24 protein-coding genes are annotated in these 25,295 nt (G+C 59.5%); 5 read left to right on the top strand and 19 right to left on the bottom strand.

The window, feature by feature from the left end; translation table 11 throughout:
• The coding region (gene emhC, locus PMI30_RS26325) for an efflux RND transporter outer membrane subunit EmhC (protein WP_008005903.1) at positions 1-1,142 on the top strand (1,142 nt) is incomplete at its 5' end.
• A gap of 72 nt (positions 1,143-1,214) precedes the next feature.
• Here emhC and PMI30_RS26330 read toward each other — a convergent pair.
• The 4 genes from PMI30_RS26330 to PMI30_RS26345 form a co-directional block, all read right to left on the bottom strand.
• Positions 1,215-3,167 carry a multinuclear nonheme iron-dependent oxidase gene (locus tag PMI30_RS26330; protein ID WP_008005902.1) on the bottom strand — a complete coding sequence of 651 codons (1,953 nt, stop codon included), beginning with the start codon at positions 3,165-3,167 and terminating at the stop codon, positions 1,215-1,217.
• 15 nt (positions 3,168-3,182) lie between these two features.
• Positions 3,183-4,337 (bottom strand): aKG-HExxH-type peptide beta-hydroxylase, encoded by a 1,155-nt coding sequence (locus PMI30_RS26335; protein ID WP_008005899.1) that lies wholly within the window; start codon positions 4,335-4,337, stop codon positions 3,183-3,185.
• A gap of 15 nt (positions 4,338-4,352) precedes the next feature.
• Positions 4,353-4,829 carry a GNAT family N-acetyltransferase gene (locus tag PMI30_RS26340; RefSeq protein WP_008005898.1) on the bottom strand — a complete coding sequence of 159 codons (477 nt, stop codon included), beginning with the start codon at positions 4,827-4,829 and terminating at the stop codon, positions 4,353-4,355.
• Between the two features lie 112 nt (positions 4,830-4,941).
• Positions 4,942-5,202, bottom strand: a complete 261-nt coding sequence (locus PMI30_RS26345) for an Os1348 family RiPP precursor (protein WP_008005896.1) — start codon at positions 5,200-5,202, stop codon at positions 4,942-4,944.
• 605 nt (positions 5,203-5,807) lie between these two features.
• On the opposite strand from PMI30_RS26345, the gene PMI30_RS26350 reads away from it, so the two are divergent.
• Positions 5,808-7,067, top strand: coding sequence for an OprD family porin (locus tag PMI30_RS26350; protein WP_008005894.1), 1,260 nt, complete (start codon positions 5,808-5,810; stop codon positions 7,065-7,067).
• 171 nt (positions 7,068-7,238) lie between these two features.
• Here the strand turns inward: PMI30_RS26350 and pcaC are convergent, their stop codons facing one another.
• From pcaC to pcaR, 11 genes are all read right to left on the bottom strand, one after another.
• On the bottom strand, positions 7,239-7,631 hold the full coding sequence (gene pcaC / locus PMI30_RS26355) for a 4-carboxymuconolactone decarboxylase (RefSeq protein ID WP_008005892.1): 393 nt from the start codon (positions 7,629-7,631) through the stop codon (positions 7,239-7,241).
• Positions 7,632-7,641: 10 nt separating this feature from the next.
• On the bottom strand, positions 7,642-8,448 hold the full coding sequence (gene pcaD, locus PMI30_RS26360) for a 3-oxoadipate enol-lactonase (RefSeq protein ID WP_008005889.1): 807 nt from the start codon (positions 8,446-8,448) through the stop codon (positions 7,642-7,644).
• Positions 8,449-8,459: 11 nt separating this feature from the next.
• Positions 8,460-9,824, bottom strand: a complete 1,365-nt coding sequence (locus PMI30_RS26365; protein WP_008005887.1) for a 3-carboxy-cis,cis-muconate cycloisomerase — start codon at positions 9,822-9,824, stop codon at positions 8,460-8,462.
• A gap of 45 nt (positions 9,825-9,869) precedes the next feature.
• Positions 9,870-11,165 carry an MFS family transporter gene (locus PMI30_RS26370; RefSeq protein ID WP_008005886.1) on the bottom strand — a complete coding sequence of 432 codons (1,296 nt, stop codon included), beginning with the start codon at positions 11,163-11,165 and terminating at the stop codon, positions 9,870-9,872.
• A 217-nt stretch (positions 11,166-11,382) separates the two neighbouring features.
• On the bottom strand, positions 11,383-11,949 hold the full coding sequence (gene pcaG, locus PMI30_RS26375) for a protocatechuate 3,4-dioxygenase subunit alpha (protein WP_008005883.1): 567 nt from the start codon (positions 11,947-11,949) through the stop codon (positions 11,383-11,385).
• A 1-nt stretch (position 11,950) separates the two neighbouring features.
• Positions 11,951-12,655, bottom strand: a complete 705-nt coding sequence (gene pcaH / locus PMI30_RS26380; RefSeq protein WP_008005881.1) for a protocatechuate 3,4-dioxygenase subunit beta — start codon at positions 12,653-12,655, stop codon at positions 11,951-11,953.
• 51 nt (positions 12,656-12,706) lie between these two features.
• Positions 12,707-13,912, bottom strand: a complete 1,206-nt coding sequence (gene pcaF, locus PMI30_RS26385) for a 3-oxoadipyl-CoA thiolase (RefSeq protein WP_177318829.1) — start codon at positions 13,910-13,912, stop codon at positions 12,707-12,709.
• Positions 13,909-14,688, bottom strand: coding sequence for a CoA-transferase subunit beta (locus PMI30_RS26390; protein WP_008005876.1), 780 nt, complete (start codon positions 14,686-14,688; stop codon positions 13,909-13,911). Before PMI30_RS26390 ends, pcaF begins: the two co-directional genes overlap by 4 nt.
• Positions 14,688-15,545: a CoA transferase subunit A gene (locus PMI30_RS26395; protein ID WP_007903838.1), complete on the bottom strand. Its 858-nt coding sequence runs from the start codon at positions 15,543-15,545 to the stop codon at positions 14,688-14,690. Before PMI30_RS26395 ends, PMI30_RS26390 begins: the two co-directional genes overlap by 1 nt.
• A 271-nt stretch (positions 15,546-15,816) precedes the next feature.
• Positions 15,817-17,163 (bottom strand): MFS transporter, encoded by a 1,347-nt coding sequence (locus PMI30_RS26400; protein ID WP_008005874.1) that lies wholly within the window; start codon positions 17,161-17,163, stop codon positions 15,817-15,819.
• Between the two features lie 288 nt (positions 17,164-17,451).
• Positions 17,452-18,294 (bottom strand): pca regulon transcriptional regulator PcaR, encoded by an 843-nt coding sequence (gene pcaR, locus PMI30_RS26405; protein ID WP_007903845.1) that lies wholly within the window; start codon positions 18,292-18,294, stop codon positions 17,452-17,454.
• 668 nt (positions 18,295-18,962) lie between these two features.
• Here pcaR and PMI30_RS26410 point away from each other — a divergent pair.
• Together PMI30_RS26410 and PMI30_RS26415 are read left to right on the top strand one after the other, a co-directional pair.
• The gene (locus tag PMI30_RS26410) at positions 18,963-19,163 is read left to right on the top strand and encodes a hypothetical protein (RefSeq protein ID WP_007903846.1); all 201 of its coding nucleotides are present in this window, start codon (positions 18,963-18,965) and stop codon (positions 19,161-19,163) included.
• Positions 19,164-19,541: 378 nt separating this feature from the next.
• A complete protein-coding gene (locus PMI30_RS26415) occupies positions 19,542-21,017 on the top strand; it encodes an inorganic phosphate transporter (RefSeq protein WP_008005871.1) in 1,476 nt (491 codons plus the stop codon).
• Positions 21,018-21,288: 271 nt separating this feature from the next.
• Here the strand turns inward: PMI30_RS26415 and ccoM are convergent, their stop codons facing one another.
• From ccoM to PMI30_RS31470, 4 genes are all read right to left on the bottom strand, one after another.
• Positions 21,289-21,405, bottom strand: coding sequence for a cytochrome c oxidase subunit CcoM (ccoM, locus tag PMI30_RS31955; protein ID WP_007906619.1), 117 nt, complete (start codon positions 21,403-21,405; stop codon positions 21,289-21,291).
• Positions 21,406-21,549: 144 nt separating this feature from the next.
• Positions 21,550-21,711: a hypothetical protein gene (locus PMI30_RS31475; protein WP_007935839.1), complete on the bottom strand. Its 162-nt coding sequence runs from the start codon at positions 21,709-21,711 to the stop codon at positions 21,550-21,552.
• Between the two features lie 105 nt (positions 21,712-21,816).
• Positions 21,817-22,158 (bottom strand): hypothetical protein, encoded by a 342-nt coding sequence (locus tag PMI30_RS26425; protein WP_008005869.1) that lies wholly within the window; start codon positions 22,156-22,158, stop codon positions 21,817-21,819.
• A gap of 5 nt (positions 22,159-22,163) precedes the next feature.
• Complete coding sequence (locus tag PMI30_RS31470; protein ID WP_008005867.1) at positions 22,164-22,319, bottom strand: hypothetical protein; 156 nt, start codon at positions 22,317-22,319, stop codon at positions 22,164-22,166.
• Between the two features lie 69 nt (positions 22,320-22,388).
• On the opposite strand from PMI30_RS31470, the gene rapA reads away from it, so the two are divergent.
• Entirely contained in the window at positions 22,389-25,235 is a 2,847-nt protein-coding gene (gene rapA, locus PMI30_RS26430; RefSeq protein WP_008005864.1) for an RNA polymerase-associated protein RapA, read from the top strand.
• Positions 25,236-25,295: the final 60 nt, after the last annotated feature.

Genomic DNA, 25,295 nt, shown 5'->3' with positions numbered 1-25,295 from the left:
CGGGCAGCGGCAGCCGTCAGCGAGTCCCGGCACGGGCCTCGCAAACCGGTGAAGCGGCCATCAGCAGTTCCTACTCGGCCACCGTCGGCATCAGCGCCTATGAACTCGACCTGTTCGGTCGGGTTCGCAGCCTGAGCGAAGAAGCCTTGCAGAAGTACTTCGCTACAGAAGAAGCGCGCCGCAGCACGCAGATCAGCCTGGTGGCCAGTGTGGCCAATGCCTACCTGACCTGGCAGGCTGACAAGGAGCTGTTGAAACTGACCCAGGAAACCCTCGGTGCGTTCGAGGAGAGCTACAAGCTCACCTCGCGCAGCAACGAAGTGGGTGTAGCCTCGGCGCTGGATCTGGCCCAGTCGCGTACCTCGGTGGAAAACGCCCGCGCACAACAGGCCAGATACACCCGTCAGGTCGCTCAGGATGAAAACAGCCTGGTGCTGCTGCTCGGCACCGGTATCCCGGCCAATCTGCAAGCGGCCAAGCCACTGTCGGACGACCTGCTGAGCGAAGTGCCGGCCGGTCTGCCGTCGGACTTGCTGCAACGTCGTCCGGATATCCTTCAGGCCGAGTACAACCTCAAAGCTGCCAACGCCAACATCGGCGCGGCACGGGCTGCGTTCTTCCCGAGCATCAGCCTGACCGCCAATGCCGGCTCCCTGAGCCCGGACCTGTCCGGTCTGTTCAAGGGCGGTTCGGGCACCTGGTTGTTCCAGCCGCAGATCAACTTGCCGATCTTCAACGCCGGCAGCCTGCGCGCCAGTCTGGATTACTCCAAGATCCAGAAAGACATCGGCGTGGCGAACTACGAGAAGTCCATTCAAACGGCCTTCCAGGAAGTCGCCGATGGCCTGGCCGCACGCCAGACCTACACCGAGCAGTTGCAGGCTCAGCGTGATTTCGTCAGCGCCAACCAGGACTACTACCGTCTGGCCGAGCGTCGCTACCGCATCGGTGTCGACAGCAACCTGACCTTCCTCGACGCCCAGCGCCAGCTGTTCAGTGCCCAACAGGCGCTGATCACCGATCGCCTGGCGCAGCTGACCAGTGCGGTCAACCTGTACAAGGCGTTGGGTGGTGGCTGGAATGAACAGACGGCGAAGAACGAGCCGTTGAAAGAAGAAGCGCCGAAGATGAAGTTGTTCTGATAGCGCGGTAAAAACACGAAGCCCACCGATTGGTGGGCTTTTTGTTGGTCATAGAAAGACAAGCCTGTCGCTTCACCCGCCCACACCATTGACCAGAAACACCGGTTCCTCCAGATAATCGAGTCCTAACCGGTTTTCGAACATTTCGTCGCGCAGTGCCGCGGTGGTGAAACAGCCCAAACCCAGGGCGGTGGCCAGCAGTGAAAAGGTCTGGCTCAGATGCCCGGCATCCATCAGCGCCACCCGCAGTGCGCGGCTGAATTCGTACTTCCAGGCCATCCGCTCGACTCGCGCCGTGGAAACGAACACCGCCGCCGCATCCCTGATCCACGGTTGCCCGCCACAGGCCTCGCTGATCCAGGCTCGCGGATCTTCCAGGGATAACAACTCAAGCCCGTGACGGCGTACCGAATAGTGGTAAAGACCCCGCTCGAAACCTTGCACATTCATCAACACCGCATACACCTCAGTACTCTGCAGCGAACCGCCGGCAGGCGAAGTTTTCTTCAGAAAGTAGTCCCCCATGTGGTTCGGCTCCATGACGGTCGCGCCCCAGGTGTAGTAGAGCAACAGAGACAGCTGCGCCGAACTCAACGGCTGGTCACTGAGGGTTCGTGACGTGCGGCGATTGCTCAGCGAGTCCAGCAACGTCGGCTGAGCGATCGCGCAGGAAGTCAGTAGCGGGTTTTCCAGGGCAATAAACGGATGGGACCAATAGTCCTTGAATGCCGAGGGCTGGCGTCGCGCCGAGGCCTTTTGCTCAAGCTCCGTTTCCAGCTCGGCAACGCTGATGTAGGGCGTGTGTGAGCCGGTCCGGGTGCTCAGGTAAAACTCCAGCGCCGCGTCCCAGCGGCTCCAAAGATTGAGGGACGGGGCAGTCTGCGATTGATTCGCGACAGGCAGCAAAATACCGTGGCTGACCAGTGTCCTCAGGAACGCCAGGTTGTCGTCCTGTGCAGGCCCCTGCAAAACACCCGGCAACAACAAGGCACTCTCCAGCGTCTGCGGGCTCAAGAAGTGGCGCAGTAACGGCAAGAACGCCACACCAAACTCCAGACTCAGGTCCTGCTGCCGATCCCGGATAAAAAACGACGCCGGGCCGACGCTGAGCCAAGTGCTTTCCCTCAGTTTCAACAGGGTCTGCGCGCCCTCCGCCGGCGTCTCTTGCGCGCCTTGTTGGTCGCGCCCTTGCCAGAACAAAGCCTTGGGTCTCAAGGCCTTGATGGCCTTGATCAAGATCAGCAGTTCCGCGTCATCGGTTTTGCGGGAAATATCCCACTCCAGAGTGATCGCTTTCACCGGGGATGACGCAAACAACTGACGCAAGATGTCCCAATCGCGCCGCGGATGGCCGGTGTGAATTTCTATAAGCCGGTCCAGCGGCAACGAGCGCAAATAGTCGTTCAGGTCGTAACCCTGGGTTCTGGCAGTCGCGATCGCGCTGTCGAGATCCAGCAGAAAACCCGAACCGCTGCGCTCCACCACGCTGCAAATGAACTCGCCTTCGGGCTGCTCTTGTGCGTCGTGCAATGAAAACAACCGCGGCGCGTTTTCAAGCACCAACAGCGTTGCCGTGAGTTCCTGCAATTCAATGGCATTGGCTACTACCGTGTCAGCCACTTCCTGGGCCAGGCTCGGCAAAATGAAGTGCTGAGTGTCACCACCGTGGAAACGCGACCAGGAAATATGCTCAGCCAGCCACGGCGAGCGGGTTTTATCGCACAGGCGCCGCGTCATGTGCAGGAACTCGCGATCCATCGCGATCCCCACGCTGCCCAGGGACAAGCTGGACGAATGCAGCAAGCTCGGTGTTTGAGCGCCGATGTCGAGCAAGCGTGGCTCCAGGATGCAGTGCGTGGGCTGAAATTCGACGTAATCGAAATGCGGCAAGCCCTCTGCGAGAATCCGTTCGACGGTCGGATCAAGCCCTTCCTGCGAACGGTCATCCCTGGAACCGCGTCGCGGCAAGTGGTACTCCAGCCCTACCCCTGCCTCGGGAAATTGCGAAGCATCGAACATCGCCATGATCGCCTCCCGGGCTTAAGCAGTCGCACCCAGCGCACGTTCAGGCACAGTCGCCGTTTTCGCCAACAACCCGGCATGATGGATCTCCAGCGCCCTGACTTCCTGGGCCAGGTTTTCCAGAAGCTGGCGTCCCTGAGGAGTGAAATCGCTACTGGCTTCCAAATCCGGCAAGGCCCGGACCAGGCCCTGCAGAATGAACGCCAGCCGCTTTTGCGCCCGCTGCAATTCATGGGACGAGCGCGAGCGGACCCGCTCCAGGTATTTGACCAATGCGACGTACACGTAAAACGCATGGAAATAGCCATACACATCACGTTTCTGCCCCGACCACGGCAAGGTGAACGTCGCCTCCTGCGAGGCTTCTTCGTTGACGACCGGGCACACTTCGACAATGTTGTAGAGCAATTGATGAGTGGCCTCATGCACCAAGGACTCTTCAAGGTCGAGTATCGAATCGTCCCGGCTCGATAACAGGATGACCCCGGTGTAACGGGACGCCGAACAACTTCGGAATGAAGCATCCGGCAGATAACAGATGGACTTGACCAGTTTTCTGAACTGTTCATGGCAGGCGGGCCAGGTGTGCTCTATCCGCAACAAGGCAATATTCACGACATCGCCAAAGAAATGCACGGAGTAGCCACTGCGCTCCAACTTTTTGCGGGTCACTTCATCTTCCGGAAACTCGTAACTGGGCGGGGTCGCCAGCATGATCAGCGGGTCGGCATCGAATCGATACACTGGCGGGCAATCATAGGCCGAGCGAGATTTGTCCTTTGCTTTCACTCGCGCCAGCACATCGGGAAACTCGACCAGAAACTTTTCCAACTCGGCCGTCTCTTCAGCTTTTTTGGTCAATACCAAGTTGGCATATTTAAAGACCAACGCACTCCACACTTGAAACACCGGGTCATTAATAATTGAATGTTGCTCCGGGGGTGGGAGCAATATAAGGTTCACCGCCTGCTCAAAAAACTCCGCCAGATGCGGTGCATCGGGAAACAGTTTAAAAAGTTCGGCATACAGCACCGTAAAGGTTGTATAGCGATTTCGACTGACACGCTGCTGCAACACTTCAAATCGTGAAGGCTCCGTATCCGGGAGAAATGTCGTGCCCTGGAATAAATCCTCGACGGATAGCTCACGTTGCCCACGGTTCCCTGTATCCATTTTTTCAACCTTCCCTTAGGCAGGCGGCAACGACTTTGCCATCGTCAGACTGGCGATGTCATAACCGAGTTGTTCATAAAGACGACGAGCCGCATCGTTGCGACCAAAGACATGCAAGCGCACTTCCTCGCACCCGGCCTGGCGCGCCCATGACTCGACGGCCAGCATTGATTGCCTGGCATACCCCTGACGGCGCTCGCCGGGCTCAATGTATATATCCAGAATAAAAGCGATCGGCCGAGTACCGGCGTGTCGTTGGGCGATCCATAATTCACCGACGCGCCGATCCTTGTCCTTGATCACCCAGAGTTGATTGTTTTCAGACAGTCGCCCTTGCGGCAACAACTGCTCGAAGACGTTCCTGGACTTTTGCGATGCCTCTTCCTGGTCCCATTCACCCGAGGCGAGCATGCCTTGGCCATATTCGGTAATGGCTCTTTCGGCGAAAGTCACGTAGTCCGCATTGTCCATTGGAGCCAAGGTGACAGGCATGGGCCATTCACTCCCTGTTCGACCACTTTGCGTCCTGGTATTGAATCGAGCCATTTGGCGTACCGCGCAAATCGACCGGCTTTGCGTGGCACGCCAAACGGCATCAGGACTTTTAATCCATTCGTGCTTGTATCTGTTGCTGCTGGTCAAATATCGCAGCAGTTCCAAGTTTGTCGCGAATACCCGCGCCGGCAGTCCCCAGCTTTACAGTATCAATATTTTTGACGGCAGTAAGTTCATTAGCACTTAAGTGCACACCAATTCCTTTTGCAGCAGCCTCGGCATCTGCATGCAGTTTTGCGGCGAAGTCCTTATCGATAAGGGCGCGACCTACGACCGTAGCGAGACGCTCCTGATTAACTCTTGAGGGCATGGTGTTTCTCCTTGTTATTTCGGCATGACAAAAATGTACTCCTGACGATGCATAAAATTTCCCTTGCCCGCCCTGAGAGCTTTGAATATAGCAAGGCCTCTTTTCTTTGCCAGCCACACCACCCCTCTCTTTAAATCTTTTCACGATAAGCAACAATACCAATTTTTAAGTTTAACTGGCGATTATCGATATACCCATTAACTACAGCAAACACTGTAAGAAACCTCTTACAACTAAAGCAATAAGCACTTCCACCTAACATCAACAAAACGCCATTAATAGAACACAAAACAAGACAACCATTATTGACCCGGATAACCATGGGATTTGATTAAGAATGCCTGGTGCCTCCATGACCCGGCAGGCATCGATAAGTGTTCGTTAATCGCCCAAAACCCCGTTCAGCCAATTGAATCGCCCCGCCCATCCCTCGCACCATTGCCCGCACCTGCATAAACCAATAACAACAGGTCCGACACCATGACTACGCGCCCTACCCGCTCCGGCTGAGCCCTGCTCGTTTATCCGATTCCGATTTTTTGTCTGCGACCTCTGGTTGCGGCTGCGTACTGCTTCATCCCTGATAATTAGAGAGACCCGAGCCCATGACCTCATCCACCGCGCAGTATTTCTTTCCCGGCCTGATCGCCATCGCACTGACCGGCACGGCCCTGCCCGTCATGGCCGAGGAAGCCGGTTTTGTCGAAGGCGCCAAGGTCAACCTGAACCTGCGCAACTTCTACATCAACCGTAACTTCACCAACCCGACCAAGACTCAGGGCAAGGCTGAAGAGTGGACGCAAAGTTTCATCCTCGACGCCAAGTCCGGGTTCACCCAAGGCACCGTCGGGTTCGGCATGGACGTGCTGGGTTTGTATTCGGTAAAGCTCGACGGCGGCAAAGGCACCGGCGGTACGCAGTTGTTGCCGCTGGATCACGATGGTCGCCCGGCGGACAACTTCGGTCGCACCAATGTGGCGTTCAAGGCCAAGCTGTCCCAGACCGAAGTGAAGGTCGGCGAATGGATGCCGGTGCTGCCGATCCTGCGTTCGGACGACGGTCGCTCGCTGCCGCAAACCTTCCGTGGCGGCCAGATCACCTCGAAGGAAATCGACGGCCTGACGCTCTACGGCGGCCAGTTCCGCGCCAACAGCCCGCGCGATGACAGCAGCATGAATGACATGTCGATGACCGGCAAAACGGCGTTCACCTCAGACCGCTTCAACTTCCAGGGCGGTGAATATGCTTTCAACGGCAAACGCACCCAGATCGGCCTGTGGAACGCTGAACTCAAGGACATCTACAGCCAGCAATACGTCAACCTGATCCACACCCAACCGCTGGGCGACTGGACATTCGGCGCCAATTTGGGGTTCTTCTACGGCAAGGATGACGGCAGTGCCCGGGCCGGCGAGCTGGACAACAAGACCTGGTCGGGCCTGTTCTCGGCCAAATACGGCGGCAACACCTTCTACGTCGGCCTGCAAAAACTCACCGGTGACAGTGCCTGGATGCGGGTCAACGGCACCAGCGGCGGCACCTTGGCCAACGACAGCTACAACGCCAGCTATGACAACGCGAAGGAAAAATCCTGGCAACTGCGCCACGACTACAACTTCGCCGCCCTTGGCGTGCCGGGCCTGACGTTGATGAACCGCTACATCAGCGGCGACAACGTACACACCGCAACCACCACCGACGGCAAGGAATGGGGCCGCGAAAGCGAACTGGGCTACACCGTGCAGAGCGGCACGCTCAAGGATCTCAATGTCAGATGGCGCAACTCGACCATCCGCCGCGACTTCAGCAACAACGAGTTCGACGAGAACCGGTTGATCGTCAGCTATCCGATCAGCCTGCTGTAAACACAAAAAATGTGGGAGCGGGCTTCTGTGGCGAGGGGGCTTGCCCCCGTTCGGCTGCGAAGCAGTCGCAAAGCTTTTGGGGCCGCTTCGCGCCCCAACGGGGGCAAGCCCCCTCGCCACAGAAGCCCCCTCGCCACAGAAGCCCGCTCCCACAGGAGTTGTGGTGGACAGTTACTCCCGCGATTCAACCCCCAACTCATCCCACACCGATTCAGCCAGGTGGAACGTCGCGTTGGCCGCCGGGATGCCGCAGTAGATCGCGCTCTGCATGATCACTTCCTTGATCTCGCCACGGGTCACGCCGTTGTTGGCGGCGGCGCGCAGGTGCAGTTTGAGTTCTTCGTTGCGGTTCATGCCGATCAGCATGGCGATGGTGATCAGGCTACGGGTGTGGCGCGGCAGGCCCGGGCGGGTCCAGATGTCGCCCCAGGCGTGGCGGGTGATCATCTCCTGGAACTCCGAGTTGAACTCGGTCAGCGCGTTCAGGCTGCGGTCGACATGGGCGTCGCCAAGTACTGCGCGACGGACGTTCAGGCCCTCGTCGTAACGTTGTTTCTCGTCCACAACAATCCCCTCAATGAGCTGACAAAAACGCCAGTACTCGGTCGCTGAACGCAGCGCCGGCCTGGACGTTGGACAGGTGCGCGGCGTAGAACTCCGCATACTCGGCGCCACGCACGTGCGCCTGAATGAAATGCCCGCCGGACGGCGGCGTCACCGCATCTTCGCTGCCGGAAATCACCAGCAACGGCACCTGAATCGAAGACAGCTGATCACGGAAATCGGCATCGCGCACCGCCGCGCAATTGGCCGCGTAACCTTCAGGTGACGTGGCCGCGAGCATGTCGGTAATCTGCTTCGCCGCTGCCGGATTGGCCTCGGCAAAATCCGCGGTGAACCACCGCGCAATCGACGCATCGCGCAAGGCAACCATTGCCGCCGTGCCGTCACGCAGCACAGTTTCGATCCGTGGATTCCACACCGACGGATCGCCGATTTTCGCCGCGGTGTTGCACACAATCAGTTTGTTCAGTCGCTGACTGGCATTGATCCCCAGCCACTGGCCGATCAACCCGCCCATGGACAAACCACAGAAATGCGCGCGTTCGATGTGTAACGCATCCAGCAGCGCCAGCACGTCGCGGCCCAGTTGCTCGATGCTGTACGGCCCCGGTGTCACCAACGACTGGCCGTGACCACGGGTGTCGAAACGCAGCACGCGAAAATGCTCGGTGAACGCCGGGATCTGCGCGTCCCACATGTGCAGGTCGGTGCCCAGTGAGTTGGACAGCACCAGCACCGGCGCATCCGTCGGTCCATCGAGTTGCGGCCCTTGAATTTGGTAGTGCAGTTCGCCCTCGGCGAGTTGTACAAATGCCACAGCAGTCTCCTTCAGGCAATCAACGCAAAATGTTCAGCCACCGCTCGCTCGACCCAGGTATGGGCCTGACCGAGGTAATGGGCGGGGTCCAGCAGACGATCGAGTTCAGCGTCCGACAGCTCGGCAGTCACCTGCGGCTCGTCACCGAGTACCGCGCGCAGATGACGTTGCTCGGCCACTGCGCGCTTGCAGCATTGCTCCAGCAGATGGTGCGCGGTGTCGCGACCGACCCGTTGCGCCAGCACGATGCTCACGGCTTCGGCCAGCACCAGCCCCTGGGTCAGGTCGAGGTTGCGCCTCATTCGGTCGGCATCCACTTCCAGTCCGTCGGCCACCAACAGCGCTTGCTGCAAGCTGCCTGACACCAAACAGCAGATCTCCGGCAGGGTTTCCCATTCGGCATGCCACAGGCCCAGGCTGCGTTCGTGTTCCTGCGGCATCGCGCTGAACAAGGTCGAGAGCAACCCCGGCACCCGCGTCGCCGCGCCAATCAGCACCGCTGCGCCCACCGGGTTGCGCTTGTGCGGCATGGTCGAAGAACCGCCCTTGCCCGGCGCCGACGGTTCAAACACTTCGCCAGCTTCGGTCTGCATCAACAGGCTGATGTCGCGGCCGAGTTTGCCGAGGCTGCCGGCGATCAATCCAAGCACCGCGCCGAACTCCACCAGACGATCACGCTGGGTGTGCCAGGGTTGATCCGGCAAGGTCAGTTGCAGTTCCGCGGCCAAGGCTTCGGCAATCGGCATCGCCTGCTCGCCAAGGGCCGCAAGGGTGCCGGAGGCGCCGCCGAATTGCAGCACCAACAGGCGCGGTTTAAGCTCCAGCAGACGCTGACGGCTGCGCGTCACCGCCCCCAGCCAACCGGCGATCTTCATGCCGAGGGTGACGGGCGTCGCGTGTTGCAACCAGGTGCGCCCGGCCATTGGCGTGGCGACGTAACGCCAGGCCTGGGTCGCGAGGGTTTCCCCCAGCTGCATTAGATCAGCTTCGATCAATTCCAGCGCGCGGCGCAGTTGCAGCACCAGGCCGGTGTCCATTACATCCTGGCTGGTCGCGCCCAGATGCACGTAACGCTCGGCTTCGGCATCGTTCTTGGCGATCTGCTTGCCCAACGCCTTGACCAATGGAATCGCCGAATTGCCCGCCGTGGCAATCGCCTCGCCGAGGGCGGCGAAGTCGTAATGCTCGGCTTTACAGGCCGCTTCGATAGACACGACAGCCGTCTGCGGAATCAGCCCAACCCGTGCCTCGGCCCGGGCCAGCGCCGCTTCGAAATCAAGCATGGCCTGAACCCGGCCCTGATCGCAGAACACCTCGCGCATGTCGCGTGCCGTGAAGTAGGCATCGAACAATTGATTGCCCGGTCGCTGATTCATAAACAGTCCCTGCAGGCGAGGGCCGGTCAGGCCCCCGCGTAAAGATCAAAGGTCGTTTTGCAAATACTTCGCCTGTTTCGGCAGACGCAGGCTGAACAGGAACGCGACCGCCATCATCACCGTCACGTACCAGTAGAACGAGTTTTCCATGCCGCCGGCTTTAAGGCTCAGCGCCACATACTCCGCCGAACCGCCGAAGATTGCATTGGCCACCGCATACGCCAGGCCGACGCCCAAGGCGCGTACCTCTGGCGGGAACATTTCGGCTTTCACCAGACCGCTGATCGAGGTGTAGAAACTCACGATCGCCAGCGCCAGGGTAATCAGGACAAAGGCCAGGAACGGGCTGCTGACACTTTTCAGGCTCAACAGGATCGGTACGGTGCACAACGTCCCGAGGGCGCCGAACCACAGCATCGAATTGCGCCGGCCGATCTTGTCGGCGAGCATGCCGAAGAACGGTTGCATGCACATATAAAGGAACAGCGCGCCGGTCATGATGTAGCTCGCGGTCTTGGCGTGCATGCCGGCGGTATTCACCAGGTACTTCTGCATGTACGTGGTGAAGGTGTAGAAAATCAGCGAACCGCCGGCGGTGTAACCCAGCACGGTGATGAACGCCGCCTTGTGATCGCGAAACAGCGCACGGATGCTACCGGCGTCCTTGTTTTCGCGCATTTCCTTGCTGGTGGTTTCCTTGAGCGCACGACGCAGGAACAACGAAATCAACGCCGCAGCCGCACCGACCACGAACGGAATTCGCCAGCCATAGGCACGCAATTCATCCTCGCTGAGGAACTGCTGCAGGACCACCACCAACGACACCGCCAGCAACTGCCCGCCAATCAGCGTCACATACTGGAATGAAGCAAAGAAACCGCGTTGGCCCTTGAGGGCGACTTCACTCATGTAGGTCGCGGTGGTGCCGTACTCGCCGCCCACCGACAAGCCCTGCAGCAAGCGCGCGAACAACAGCATGATCGGCGCCCAGACCCCGATGCTGTCGTAGGTCGGCAGGCAGGCGATGAGCAACGAACCGAAGCACATCATCAGAATCGAGATCAACATCGAATTCTTGCGCCCGTGTTTGTCCGCCACCCGACCGAAGATCCAGCCGCCAATAGGCCGCATCAGAAACCCGGCAGCGAATACGCCCGCCGTATTCACCAGCTGCACCGTGGGGTTGTCGGACGGGAAAAACGCCGGGGCGAAATAGATTGCGCAGAAGGCGTAGACGTAAAAGTCGAACCATTCAACCAGGTTGCCGGACGAGGCGCCGACAATCGCAAAGATCCTTTTGTTGCGTTCTTCACTGGTGTAGAGAGCTGTGAGGGTTGTCATCGTTCTTCACTCTTTTGGGGACCGTGAGAGTCTAGACACACTTTGCAACAGTTGTGGCGAGGGGGCTTGCCCCCGTTCGGCTGCGAAGCAGTCGTAAACCGGTTGCCGCGGTCTACCTGACAGGCCGCGCCAACCGGTCTTGGGCTTGCTTCGCAAGCCAACGGGGGCAAGCCCCCTCGCCACAAAAAACTCCTTGGTCAGTAGGAGCCCTCGTCACTCAATAATCAAAAAACACCGTCTCCGCATCCGTCCCCTGCAAAATCACATTCCACTGATAAACACCCGCAGCATCCTGCTTCGCCAGCAAAGTACTACGGCGTTCAGCAGGCACGCATTCCAGCAGCGGATCCGCCACATTCGCCGGTTCTCCATCAAAGTAAATCCGCGTCAACAAGTGCTTCACCAACCCGCGAGCAAACACCAGCACCACCAAATGCGGCGCCTGGGTCGTGCCCTTCAAGCCTTCCACTGTGCCCGGTTTGATCGTGGTAAAGCGGAAGCGCCCTTGCGCATCCACCGGCACCCGGCCAAACCCTTCGAAGTTCGGGTCCAGGGGTTTGTCCTGGTCGTCTTCGGGATGGTCGTACTTGCCGGCGGCGTTGGCCTGCCAGACTTCCAGCATGGCGTCGTTGACGAAGTCGCCATTGCCATCGACGACTTGCCCGGTGATCGCCACGCGCTCGCCGAGCGTCTGTGCAACGGTCAGGTCTTCGCGGTTCAGCCAAGTCAGGCCGATGTGGTAATACGGCCCGACGGTGTGGGACGTGGTCGCGTTCAGCGTCATCTTATTTCTCCATCGGCGTGGCATCGCGGCCGCGCAAGACGATGTCCCAGCGATAACCGAGGGCGTAGGAAGGGATGGTTTTTTCCAGGTCGAAACTGGCGATCAGGCGCTCTTTGGCGCTGGTATCCGGCACGCAGTTATAGATCGGGTCGTAAGCCAGCAACGGGTCGCCCGGGAAATACATCTGGGTCACCAGGCGCGTCAGGATACTCGGCCCGAACAGTGAGAAATGGATGTGCGCCGGGCGCCAGGCGTTGTGATGGTTACCCCACGGATAGGCACCGGGCTTGATGGTCTGGAACTGATACCAGCCATCGGCGTCGGTCACGGTGCGGCCGGTGCCGGTGAAGTTCGGGTCCAGCGGCGCGTCGTGCAGGTCGCGCGCATGGTTGTAGCGACCGGCGGCGTTAGCCTGCCAGATCTCCACCAGAATCCCCGGCACCGGCAGACCGTTTTCATCCAGCACGCGGCCATGAATGATGATCCGTTCACCCAGCGGTTCGCCCTCGTGCTGCGCGGTCAAGTCGTTGTCCTGCTCCTCGATGCGCTCGGCGCCGATAGTCGGGCCGGTGATTTCCGACAGCGAATGAGGCAAAAACACCAACGGCTTGGACGGCGAGCGAAGGTTGGTGGATTGATAAGGAGGGTGCAGGTATTCCGGCTGAGTGCCCGCCTGCGGGCGACGGTAACCAGGCTTGTCAGTCATTACGCTTTCCTCAGTTCTTATTAGTCGACGCTTTATTCACAGCCAAGCGTGTCAGACCCGTTCGATCGCCAAGGCCAGCCCCTGGCCGACACCGACGCACATGGTTGCCAGACCTTTCTTGCCACCGGTTTTTTCCAGCTGATGCAGCGCGGTCAATACCAAGCGTGCACCGCTCATGCCCAGCGGATGACCCAAGGCAATGGCGCCACCGTTCGGGTTGACCTGGGCCGCGTCATCCGCCAAGCCCAGTTCACGCAGCACGGCCAAGCCCTGGCTGGCGAAGGCTTCGTTGAGTTCGATCACGTCGAAATCGCTGACTGCCAGGCCCAGGCGCTCGGTCAATTTACGCACCGCAGGCACAGGGCCGATGCCCATCACCCGCGGTGCAACGCCGGCGCTGGACATGCCCAACACTTTCGCGCGGGCAGTCAGACCGTGTTTTTTCACTGCTTCGGCCGAAGCCAGGATCAACGCCGCCGCACCGTCGTTCACGCCGGAAGCATTGCCGGCGGTGACGGTTTTGTCCGGACCGTTGACCGGTTTGAGTTTGGCCAGGGTTTCCAGTGTCGTATCAGCACGAGGATGCTCGTCCTGTGTGACGACGCTTTCACCCTTCTTGTGGGCAATGCGCACTTCGACGATTTCTTCGGCGAAAAATCCTGCGGCTTGCGCGGCCGCCGTGCGCTGCTGACTGCGCAGGGCGAACGCATCCTGATCGGCGCGGGAAATCTGGTAGTCATCGGCCACGTTATCGGCGGTCTGCGGCATCGCATCCACGCCGTATTGGGCTTTCATCAACGGGTTGATGAAACGCCAGCCGATGGTAGTGTCTTCCAGCTTCATGTTGCGCGAGAACGCCGCATCGGCCTTGCCCATCACGAACGGTGCGCGAGACATCGACTCGACGCCGCCGGCAATCGCCAGCTCCATCTCGCCACTGGCGATGGCCCGGAACGCGGTGCCGATCGCATCCATGCCCGAAGCGCACAGTCGATTGAGGGTCACGCCGGGAATGGTTTCCGGCAGCCCCGCCAGCAGCAACGCCATGCGTGCCACGTTACGGTTGTCTTCGCCGGCCTGGTTGGCGCAACCGAGGAATACTTCGTCCACCGCGCTCCAGTCCACCGACGGGTTGCGCGCCATCAGCGCCTTGATCGGCACGGCGGCCAGGTCATCGGCGCGAACCGTCGACAGGCCGCCGCCGAAACGGCCGATGGGGGTGCGAATGGCGTCACAGATATAAACGTCACGCATCAGGCTTCTCCGGGTGCTTGGCCGTGGGCCGCAGCGGTGCGGGCTTCCAGATCACGCAGTGCGGTCAACTCAACATCGGTTGGCTCGGCGGTGTTTTCCACCTGATCGGCAAAACGAATCGCCCAACCGGTGGCGGCAATCACTTGCTCGCGAGTCACGCCTGGGTGCAATGCGGTGACCACGAATTCATGGGTGTCCGCTTCGGGCTCCATGATGCACAGGTCGGTAATGATGCCGACAGGACCGGCACCCGGCAGGCCGAGACGCTTGCGAGAGTCACCGCCCTCGCCATGGCCGACCGAGGTGATGAAGTCGAGTTTATCGACAAAGGAGCGCGCCGATTGCTTGAGGATGATCAGCACGCTCTTGGCGGAACCGGCGATCTCCGGCGCGCCACCGGCACCCGGCAGGCGAACTTTCGGCTGATGGTAGTCGCCCACCACCGTGGTGTTGATGTTGCCGAAGCGGTCGACTTGCGCGGCGCCGAGGAAACCGACGTCAATACGCCCGCCCTGCAACCAGTAGCGAAAAATCTCACCGGTCGGGACGACGGTGTCGGCGGTTTCCGCCAGTTCACCGTCACCGATCGACAGCGGCAATACGCTCGGCTTGGCACCGATCGGACCCGATTCGTAGATCAGGACTACGTCTGGCGAGGAAGTCAGACGTGCCAGGTTGGCGGCTTTCGACGGCAGGCCGATGCCGACGAAGCATACCGAACCGTTTTTCAGACGGCGGGCGGCGGCGACGGTCATCATTTCATTGGTGGTGTAAGTCATTACTTGGCCTCCGAAGCAGCGGCCAGCTTGGCCTGGAACTCACTGAAGTCAGCGCAACCGTGGATGTACTCGTTGATCCACGCGGTGAAGGTTTCACGGTCGCGGGCAATCGGGTCCCAAGCCTGGTAGAAACGGTTATCGCGTTCGGTGTAACCGTGGGCGTAGGACGGATGCGCACCACCCGGTACATGGCAGACCGCGCTCAAGGCCCAGGTCGGCAGTACGCAAGCATTCATCGGAGCATTGAGGTCGTCGACGATTTCTTCGACGGTGACAATGCAGCGCTTGGCGGCCAGCGCCGCTTCTTTCTGCACGCCGAGAATGCCCCAGAGCAGCACGTTGCCTTTGCGGTCGGCTTTCTGCGCGTGAATCACAGTGATGTCCGGGCGCACCGACGGCACCGCCGCCAGCACTTCGCCGGTGAACGGGCATGTGACAGTCTTGATCAGCGGGTTGACCTTTGGCAGGTCGGAACCGGCGTAGGCACGCAGCACCGCGAACGGTAAGCCCGAAGCGCCCGCGACGTAGGCATTGGCCAGGTCGGCGTGGCTGTGTTCTTCGATTTCCAGGGCATGTGGCCACTGCCTTTCGACCGCGTCCCGCAGACGGTGCAGCGAGCCCACGCCTGGGTTACCGCCCCAGGAGAAAATCAGCTTGCGAGCACAACCGGCACCGATCAACTGGTCGTAGATCAAGTCGGGCGTCATCCGCACCAGGGTCAGATCTTTCTTGCCCTGACGGATGATCTCGTGGCCCGCCGCCGTAGGAATCAGGTGAGTAAAGCCTTCGAGCGCGACGGTATCGCCGTCGTTGACGAACTGCTTTACCGCGTCATGCAGCGAAAGGATTTCAGCCATGGGGCAGGCTCCCGTTTTGTTATGAACCGACAGTGGTAGAAAAAGGCGCGAGGTTCAGCGCCGGAATGACTGAAGATTAAGCCCCTGGAAAAACCCAAACAATCCGATAATCGACTGAGTGTTCGTTTATCGAACAGATTGTTGTCTGGCTATCGATTATGAAAAGCTTCGCGAGCAAGCCCGCTCCCACAGGTTGATGCGCAATCCTTGTAGGAGCGAGACTTGCCCGCGAAGAGGCCATCAGACTCGCTGAAGAATCTGAAACCTGCCCTCAGGTCGCATCCGCATGGCTGACCATGCCCTTGATCACCACCGCCGTGGTCGCCAACGCAGCCGGAATCACCAACGCCGTCAGCACCTGTTCGAAATTCCAGCCCAGGCCCAGCAAGGTTGCGCCCATCCACGCACCGAGGATTGCGCCGAAGCGGCCAATCCCGAGCATCCACGACACACCGGTCGCCCGCCCTTGAGTCGGGTAAAACCGCGCGGCCAGCGACGGCATCGCCGATTGCGCGCCGTTGACGCACATCCCGGCCACCAGCACCAGGGTCGCCAGCAATGTGATGTTGCCCAGACTCTGCCCTACCGCGTAGGCAAACACCCCAGCGAACAAGTAGAAAATGCCGATGACCTTGTGCGGATTGAACCGGTCCATCGCCCAGCCCACGCCCACCGCGCTCAATACCCCACCGAACTGGAACAGCGCACCAATGAATGCGGCCTGCTCCATGCTCGCGCCGCTGTCACGCATCAGCGTCGGCAGCCAGCTGGTCAGCAGGTAAACGATCACCAGGCCCATGAAGTACGTCAGCCACAGCAACAACGTGCCGGTGCTGTAAGTGCCGGAGAAGATCACTGCAAACACATTGCGCGCCTTCACGGTTTTCTGTTCCGGCACGCTGAAGCTCGAAGCCTGAGCCACCACCGTCGGGTCGATCGGCGCCAAGGCCTTGCGCACTTTGTCCGTGCCGCGATTGCGCACCACCAGATAGCGCGCCGATTCCGGCAACCAGAACAGCAAGACGACGGCGAGGATCAGCGGCAGAACCCCGCCGATCAGCAACAGACTGTGCCAGCCGAAGGCCGGTATCAGTTTGGCCGAGATGAACCCGCCACCGGCCATGCCGAGGTTGAAGCCGCAGAACATGCTGGTCACCAGCAGGGATTTTTTGCGCTCCGGGGTGTATTCGGACAGCAGCGTGGTGGCGTTCGGCATACCGGCGCCCAAACCCAGGCCGGTAAGGAAACGCAGTACCAGCAGTTGATCAACGTTAGTGCTGTAGGCCGAGGCCAGGCTGAAAGCGCCGAACAACAACACCGCGCCCACCAGTACGACTTTTCGCCCGAAGCGGTCAGCCAATGGGCCGGAACCCAAGGCGCCGAAGACCATGCCGATCAACGCCGCACTCATCACCGGGCCGAGACTGGCGCGATCGATGCCCCAGTCCTGGGACAGTGCCGGCGCAATAAACCCCATGGCTGCGGTGTCGAGGCCATCAAGGAAAACAATCAGGAAACATAGAATCACCACCCGCCATTGGTAGCGCGAAATGGGTTGAGCGTTGATGAAGGACTGCACGTCGAGGCAGTTTCCTACAGCAGACTGAGGCTGGTTCATTATTTTTATTCCACGCAAAAAACGCAGTCGAACAGGTGCCAGCCGGGGCTGACGCTGTCACAAGAAAAGGAGGTCGGGATCAGGCGATCCGGTTTCGGCAGCTAAACCGGTGGGAACGGCGACAGTCGGGAAACGTGCGCATGACAATGCCTCTTCTCATTATTATTGGGGCGTGATCCGGCGCCTGACTGAAGGCCAACAGTGCCGGATGACGCTGCCGCGACATTAATGATCCAAGGGAAAGAGCGTCAATTCGATAAACGCGACTCTGTGCGTTTATCGAACAGCTTAGGCAAAGAGTTGCGCGCTCAGATCACGACTGGCGCTTAGCAGACCGGGCAAGAAACGCTGTTCCAGCTCGCTGCGACTGACCCGGCCGGCGTGGGTGCTGACGTTTAACGCCGCCACCACTTGGCCGGAAGCGTCGTACACCGGGACGGCAATCGAGCGCAGGCCTTGCTCCAGTTCCTGATCGACGATGCACCAGCCTTGTTGCCGGACCTCTTGCAGGCATTCGAGCAATGCCTCGGGGGTATGCAAGGTGCGACTGGTCTTGGCTTGCAGCTCTGCATGGTCGAGGTATTCGCGCAGTGACGTGTCGTCCAGCGCGGCGAGAAGAATCCTGCCCATGGAAGTGCAATAAGCCGGCAATCGCCCACCCACCGAGAGGTCGACGGAAATCAGCCGCTGGGTGGTCGCCGAGCGCGCAATGTACAAAATGTCATCGCCTTCCAGCGTGGCCATGTTGCAGGCCTCATGCAGTTGCTCGCTCATGCGGTCCAGATACGGCTGGGCAGAAACCGCCAATGGCGTCGACGACAAATAGGCATGGCCCAGGGTCAGTACTTTGGGCAACAGCGAATAGGTGCGCCCGTCGGTGGTGGCGTAGCCGAGCTTGATCAGCGTATGCAGGCAACGTCGCACAGCGGCGCGGGGAATTTCCGTGCGATGGCTGATCTGCGCAATAGTCAGGTGCCGCTTGCGCTCCTGGAACGCCTGCACCACCGCCAGACCACGGGCCAGGGAGGTCATGAAATCCGGGTCACCGGTCAGGGCCTGGATTCGCTTGGCGGGCGAGGCAACGATCGGCGGTGCCACTGAAGCGAAGGAATTGCGCATTTGATCGTTCATATCAGGTTGTTTCCCACACGAATCAACGACTATTACAAGCGGCTCCCGGCCTGACACACAAGCCACCGGCCACCAAGATTGGGCGATTATCGAACCATGGGCCGATAATCGCAATCAATGGTTGCTTAGGGTGAGCCATACCGCTTTTACTCCCCATGCAATACGATTGTTATTTTCGGTCACGACTTAAAGAAGCACGGGTGTACTTATTCGTTCGGCTAAATGGCGCCAGAAAGTCATCGCTGTAACTGGCATCACGGCACCGTAGTTACCGGTAAAAGTTTGCGAGTAACAAAACAATCACACACGAGGAACTACTTTTAACTCTCAAGAGATAGTGTTCTTCGGATCGACCGCTATAATACATCTCAGTGGCGACCGGTTTTTTACGTGCCGATTCCGCCAACCGGCAGCGCAATATCCATTGTCGCTGTCCGCAGCAAGCGCCTGACGCTCATTTCATATGCTTCGCCAACGCGCTCGCTGAAACAGGAGACTGATGCTACGTCAGCTGTTTTTCTCTGGTGCCGTGGCCGCCTGCAACAAGGACGTATTGATTGCTCCGAGGGAACGATGCCGTGTCAGGCATTGTCCCTTCAACGAGCGCGGTCAATAAATCGATGCAGCGCGTTTCACCAGAATTAATCTCAACTCAATCAGGTAGCACTGTGACGAAAGACGAACTGCGCGCGGAACTTGAGCGCCAGGAACAACGTTACAAGGAAGTTTACGGCGGGGAAGTCACCACCTACGCCGCTCAGCCCGAACCCGAACGCAAACCCTGGCGTAAACGCGCCACCGTTCAGGACCAGGCCTTCTCCCAGGAATTGCAGAAGATGGAAAAGGAACTCAAAGCCGAAGAGCCATGACCGCCTCGGCTTGAATCCTTTCAAGAGCCTGCGTCTGCACCCGTTAAAAGCGGGTTGTATGGATGATGCTTTTCGCGCCCGCTACAAGCGGGCAGCGGTCCCCCTCATCCATTGAATGAGGCAAATGGCTCCTGTCCGGCCCTCTTCTCAGATATTTCACACAAGCGTTCAAGCCTCTCGCCCTGTCGGGAGAAACCCTTGTGGCTGCGGCCTTTGCAAGTAAATTCAATGACTTGTAAAACCCTGAAAAACCCCGGTGCCTGGGGGATTGCCACAAATTAATTCGTTGAAGAATGTTACCGATGAGCAGCTAGTGCATCGATTAGCAGTCTTTTCTGGCATAATCGCGCCCCCTTACGACCGGGTCAGAAAACCTTCATGATCGATTTATTCAGCGGACTGGATGCTTGGGTGCTTGTGAGCCTCTTGCTCGCCCTGGCCTTTGTCCTCGCCTTCGAGTTCATCAACGGCTTTCATGACACCGCAAACGCGGTGGCCACTGTTATCTACACCAAAGCCATGCCGCCTCATCTGGCGGTGTTCTTTTCCGGTGTGTTCAACTTCCTCGGCGTGCTGCTGGGCGGTGTGGGCGTGGCGTATGCCATCGTCCATTTGCTGCCGGTAGAACTGCTGATCAATGTGAACACCGGTCACGGACTGGCCATGGTGTTCTCGTTGCTCGCCGCCGCCATCACCTGGAACCTGGGCACCTGGTACTTCGGTATCCCCGCCTCCAGCTCTCATACACTGATCGGTTCGATCCTCGGTGTCGGCCTGGCCAACGCCCTGATCAACGACATTCCGTTGGCCGATGGCGTGAACTGGCAGAAGGCGATCGATATCGGTGCGTCCCTGGTGTTCTCGCCGATGGCTGGTTTCCTGATCGCAGCCCTGGTGCTGATCGGCCTTAAATGGTGGCGTCCGCTGTCCAAGATGCACAAGACACCGGAACAGCGCCGCAAGATCGACGACAAGAAACACCCGCCATTCTGGAACCGTCTGGTGCTGGTGATTTCGGCGATGGCAGTCAGCTTCGTGCACGGCTCGAACGATGGTCAGAAAGGTATCGGCCTGATCATGCTGGTGCTGATCGGTATCGTGCCGGCGCAGTTCGTTCTCGACCTGAACAGCACCACCTACCAGATCGAACGTACTCGCGATGCGACCCTGCACCTGAGCCAGTTCTACAAGCGCAATGCCGATACGCTGGGTGAATACCTGGCCCTGGGCAAGAGCGTGCAAGGTGATCTGCCGGAGAAATTCCGTTGCAACCCGCAACAGACCGAACCGACCATCGCCGCCCTGCTCGACACCCTCAAGGGCGTAGCCGACTACCACTCGCTGCCGTCGGAAAGCCGCATCGAAGTGCGTCGTTACCTGCTCTGCCTGGACGACACGGCGAAAAAAGTCAGCAAGTTGCCTGGCCTCGCTGCCCGTGAAAAAGCTGACCTGGACAAGCTGCGCAAGGACCTGACCACCACCACCGAATACGCCCCGTTCTGGGTGATTCTGGCGGTCGCCCTGGCCCTTGGCCTGGGTACCATGGTCGGCTGGAAACGCGTGGTACTGACCATTGGCGAGAAGATCGGCAAGCAAGGCATGACTTACGCCCAAGGCATGTCGGCGCAGATCACCACCGCGTGCATGATCGGCGCGGCCAACATCTTCAGCCTGCCGGTTTCCACCACACACGTCCTGTCCTCAGGTGTGGCCGGTACCATGGTCGCGAACAAAAGCGGCCTGCAAGGCGGCACCGTCAGAACCATCCTGCTGGCCTGGGTCCTGACCCTGCCCGCCACCGTGGCCCTGTCGGCCGGCCTGTTCTGGCTGGCGTCGAAGGCACTGGGTAGCTGATACACCGATACTGAAAAAGGCGCGTTCCGTGAGGTTCGCGCCTTTTTTATTGCTGCAATCTTCCCAAAAAACACCACAAATCAAATGTAGGAGCGGGCTTGCTCGCGAAAGCGGTGTGTCATTCAACATTGATGTTGGCTGACCTGACGCCTTCGCGAGCAAGCCCGCTCCCACAGTAGTTCCATGTACGTCCGACAGATTTTCGCAGGCAAAAAAAAGGGCGACCGAAGTCGCCCAAAATGCCTTGCGTGCTCATTGCTCCAGAAAGACCCTACGGTTTTTTCCGCTTATGCGAATCCTTCCAGATAAAAAATCCAAACCCTGCAAAAAACAGAACCATGAGGCCGACTGTCAGCACTCCGGCGATCACCACGTTGTCGAAAAACATGACTGGCCTCCTGCACTTGCCCTGTTGCGATGGGGCTAAGTTAACCAATCGGGCAGGAGAGAAAATTGACCGGGATCAATGCCGCCCCAGACGGGCGTAAAAGGAAGGGAAATAACTGACCTGCATCAAACGATGCAGGGTGTTTCAACGCTTTTTCGGTTTGTTCTTGGGCTTTTTCTTCGCTTTGCCCAATGGCATCGCCTGCTCGAACGCCTGGCGCACTTCGTTCAGGCGCTTTTCATTAAGGTCATGAACCCGCTTGGCGCGTTCGGAGTTGAGGTCGATCAGCTTGTCATCTTGGCTCATGGCGTTCAGTGCATCGCTTGGAAATGAATTCAACTGCCGGTTGAAGGCGACAGGATTACGCCAATAATGCGGTCTGGCGCGGGCGCTGACCAGTGATCCGACACTTCATATCTCGATATCGACCCACAACCCCTGACGTGGCTGATTCTCCATCAACGGCACCACCGGTACGGTGTTGTCGGCATTGAGCTCATTACCGGGAATCGCCAGGTGCTCTTCAGGGTCCTCATCGGCCTCACGACGACGGCGCTCGCGCTCCTGTTGCCGACGCTGTTCCTCGCGCAGCTGCAGGCGCGCCTCTTCAGGGTCGCGGTTCTGCAGGTCGATGGTGCTTTCGTTGGCGCTTTCCTGCACCGGCACCACAGGCGGAATATCCGGGCGCTGGCGAATCGGATCCTGCTGTGAAGTGATTGGTACGGCGCTCAAGGGGAGCATCGGTGGCAACATATTAATTAGTCTCCTGTCAGCAGGCTGTCGGCTGCGGGGATGGCGACTTGAGCCATCGGTCGCAAACTTGTGATCCACCTGGCACCGCAGGAGATGGCGCAGCCCGCGATCTTTTGATCTTCTTCTCCCGAAAAGTTCGCATCCTCCATCAGCGCGCGCATGTAATCCTTTGGTCCTGAAGGCTCATTCCGTTAAGATAGCCCGCTTTTTCAAGGTGGGAGTCAGGCAGCATGGCGCAGCAGTATCAACCGGGGCAACGCTGGATCAGTGACAGCGAAGCCGAGCTGGGTTTGGGCACCGTTCTGGCACAGGACGGCCGCTTGTTGACCGTGCTCTACCCGGCCACTGGCGAGACTCGCCAGTACGCGCTACGGAATGCGCCCCTCACCCGCGTGCGTTTTTCGCCGGGTGACAGCATCACTCACTTCGAAGGATGGAAGCTGACCGTCCAGGAAGTCGACGACGTCGATGGCCTGCTGGTCTACCACGGCCTCAACGCGCAGAACGAAGTGGTCACGCTGCCGGAAACCCAGCTATCGAACTTCATTCAGTTCCGTTTGGCCAGCGACCGTTTGTTCGCCGGACAGATCGACCCGCTCGCCTGGTTCTCCCTGCGATACAACACTCTGGAACACACTAGCCGCCAATTGCAATCCTCGCTCTGGGGCCTGGGCGGCGTGCGTGCGCAACCGATCGCGCACCAGTTGCACATCGCCCGTGAAGTCGCCGACCGCATCGCGCCGCGGGTTCTGCTGGCAGACGAAGTGGGCCTGGGCAAGACCATCGAAGCCGGTCTGGTGATCCATCGCCAACTGCTCTCGGGCCGGGCCAACCGCGTGTTGATCCTGGTGCCGGAAAACCTCCAGCACCAATGGCTGGTAGAGATGCGCCGCCGCTTCAACCTGCAAGTCGCGCTGTTCGACGAAGAACGCTTCATCGAAAGCGATGCCGCCAACCCGTTCGAAGACACCCAGCTTGCATTGGTTGCCCTCGAATGGCTGGTGGACGACGAGAAGGCCCAGGACGCTCTGTTCGCGGCCGGCTGGGATTTGCTGGTGGTCGACGAAGCACACCACCTGGTGTGGCACGAAGACCAGGTCAGCCCTCAGTACTCACTGGTGGAGCAACTGGCCGAAGTCATTCCCGGCGTATTGCTGCTGACCGCGACCCCTGAACAACTGGGTCAGGACAGCCACTTCGCCCGTCTGCGCCTGCTCGACCCGAACCGTTTCCATGACCTGCACGCCTTCCGCGCCGAGAGCGAAAACTATCGCCCGGTGGCCGAAGCCGTTCAGGAGCTGCTGGACAAAGGGCGCCTGTCGCCTGAAGCGCACAAAACCATTCACGGTTTCCTTGGCAACGAAGGCGAAGCCCTGCTGACCGCCGTCAATGATGGCGACACCGAAGCCAGCGCCCGTCTGGTCCGCGAATTGCTGGACCGCCATGGCACCGGCCGCGTGCTGTTCCGTAATACCCGCGCCGCCGTGCAAGGTTTTCCGGAACGCAAACTGCACCCGTACCCGCTGCCATGCCCGGCCGAATACCTCGAACTGCCGCTGGGCGATCACGCCGAGCTGTACCCGGAAGTCAGCTTCCAGGCCCAGCCAGACGCCAACGAAGAAGAGCGCTGGTGGAAATTCGACCCGCGTGTCGAGTGGCTGATCGACACCCTGAAGATGCTCAAGCGCACCAAAGTGTTGGTGATCTGCGCCCACGCCGAAACCGCCATGGACCTGGAAGACGCCCTGCGCGTGCGTTCCGGTATTCCGGCCACGGTTTTCCACGAAGGCATGAACATCCTCGAGCGTGACCGCGCCGCCGCCTACTTCGCCGACGAAGAATTCGGCGCTCAGGTGCTGATCTGCTCGGAAATCGGCAGTGAAGGTCGCAACTTCCAGTTCTCGCACCATCTGGTGCTGTTCGACCTGCCGTCGCATCCGGACCTGCTGGAGCAGCGTATCGGTCGTCTCGACCGGATCGGTCAGAAGCACATCATCGAACTGCACGTGCCGTACCTGGAAACCAGCCCGCAAGAACGGCTGTTCCAGTGGTACCACGAAGCGCTGAATGCGTTCCTCAATACCTGCCCGACCGGCAACGCCTTGCAGCATCAGTTCGGCCCTCGGCTGCTGCCGCTGCTGGAAACCGCCGATGACGGCGAGTGGCAAGCGCTGATCGACGAAGCCCGCGCCGAACGTGAACGTCTGGAAGCCGAGCTGCACACCGGTCGCGACCGTTTGCTGGAGCTCAATTCCGGCGGCGCTGGCGAAGGTGATGCACTGGTCGAGGACATTCTCGAACAAGACGATCAGTTCGCCCTGCCGATCTACATGGAAACCCTGTTCGACGCCTTCGGCATCGACAGCGAAGACCATTCGGAAAACGCGCTGATCCTCAAGCCAAGCGAAAAAATGCTCGACGCCAGCTTCCCGCTGGGCGACGACGAAGGCGTGACCATCACTTACGACCGCAACCAGGCGCTGTCTCGCGAAGACATGCAGTTCATTACCTGGGAACACCCGATGGTTCAGGGCGGCATGGACCTGGTCTTGTCCGGCTCCATGGGCAACACCGCCGTGGCGCTGATCAAGAACAAGGCGCTGAAACCGGGCACCGTGTTGCTGGAACTGCTCTACGTCAGCGAAGTGGTTGCTCCGCGCTCGCTGCAACTGGGCCGTTACCTGCCGCCGGCCGCCCTGCGCTGCCTGCTCGATGCCAATGGCAACGACCTGTCGACCCGGGTGTCGTTCGAAACCCTGAATGATCAACTGGAAAGCGTACCCCGCGCCAGCGCCAACAAGTTCATCCAGGCCCAGCGCGACCAGCTGACACCACGGATCAACGCCGGCGAAGAGAAAATCACCCCGCGTCACGCCGAGCGCGTGGCCGAGGCGCAACGTCGCCTGGCAGCGGATACCGAAGAAGAACTGGCGCGCCTGACCGCGTTGCAAGCGGTCAACCCGACCGTGCGCGACAGCGAACTGGTTGCCCTGCGCAAGCAACGCGAACAAGGCCTGGCCATGCTCGACAAGGCTGCGCTGCGACTGGAAGCGATTCGGGTGTTGGTGGCGGGTTAATCCCCTGCTCCACCGCTGAAACAAGAAGGCCCGCAGCGATGCGGGCCTTTTTTTTTCTGC

It is taken from the genome of Pseudomonas sp. GM50 (genome assembly GCF_000282375.1).
Classification (GTDB): Bacteria; Pseudomonadota; Gammaproteobacteria; order Pseudomonadales; family Pseudomonadaceae; genus Aquipseudomonas.
This window is presented reverse-complemented; position numbering and strand designations above follow the sequence as displayed.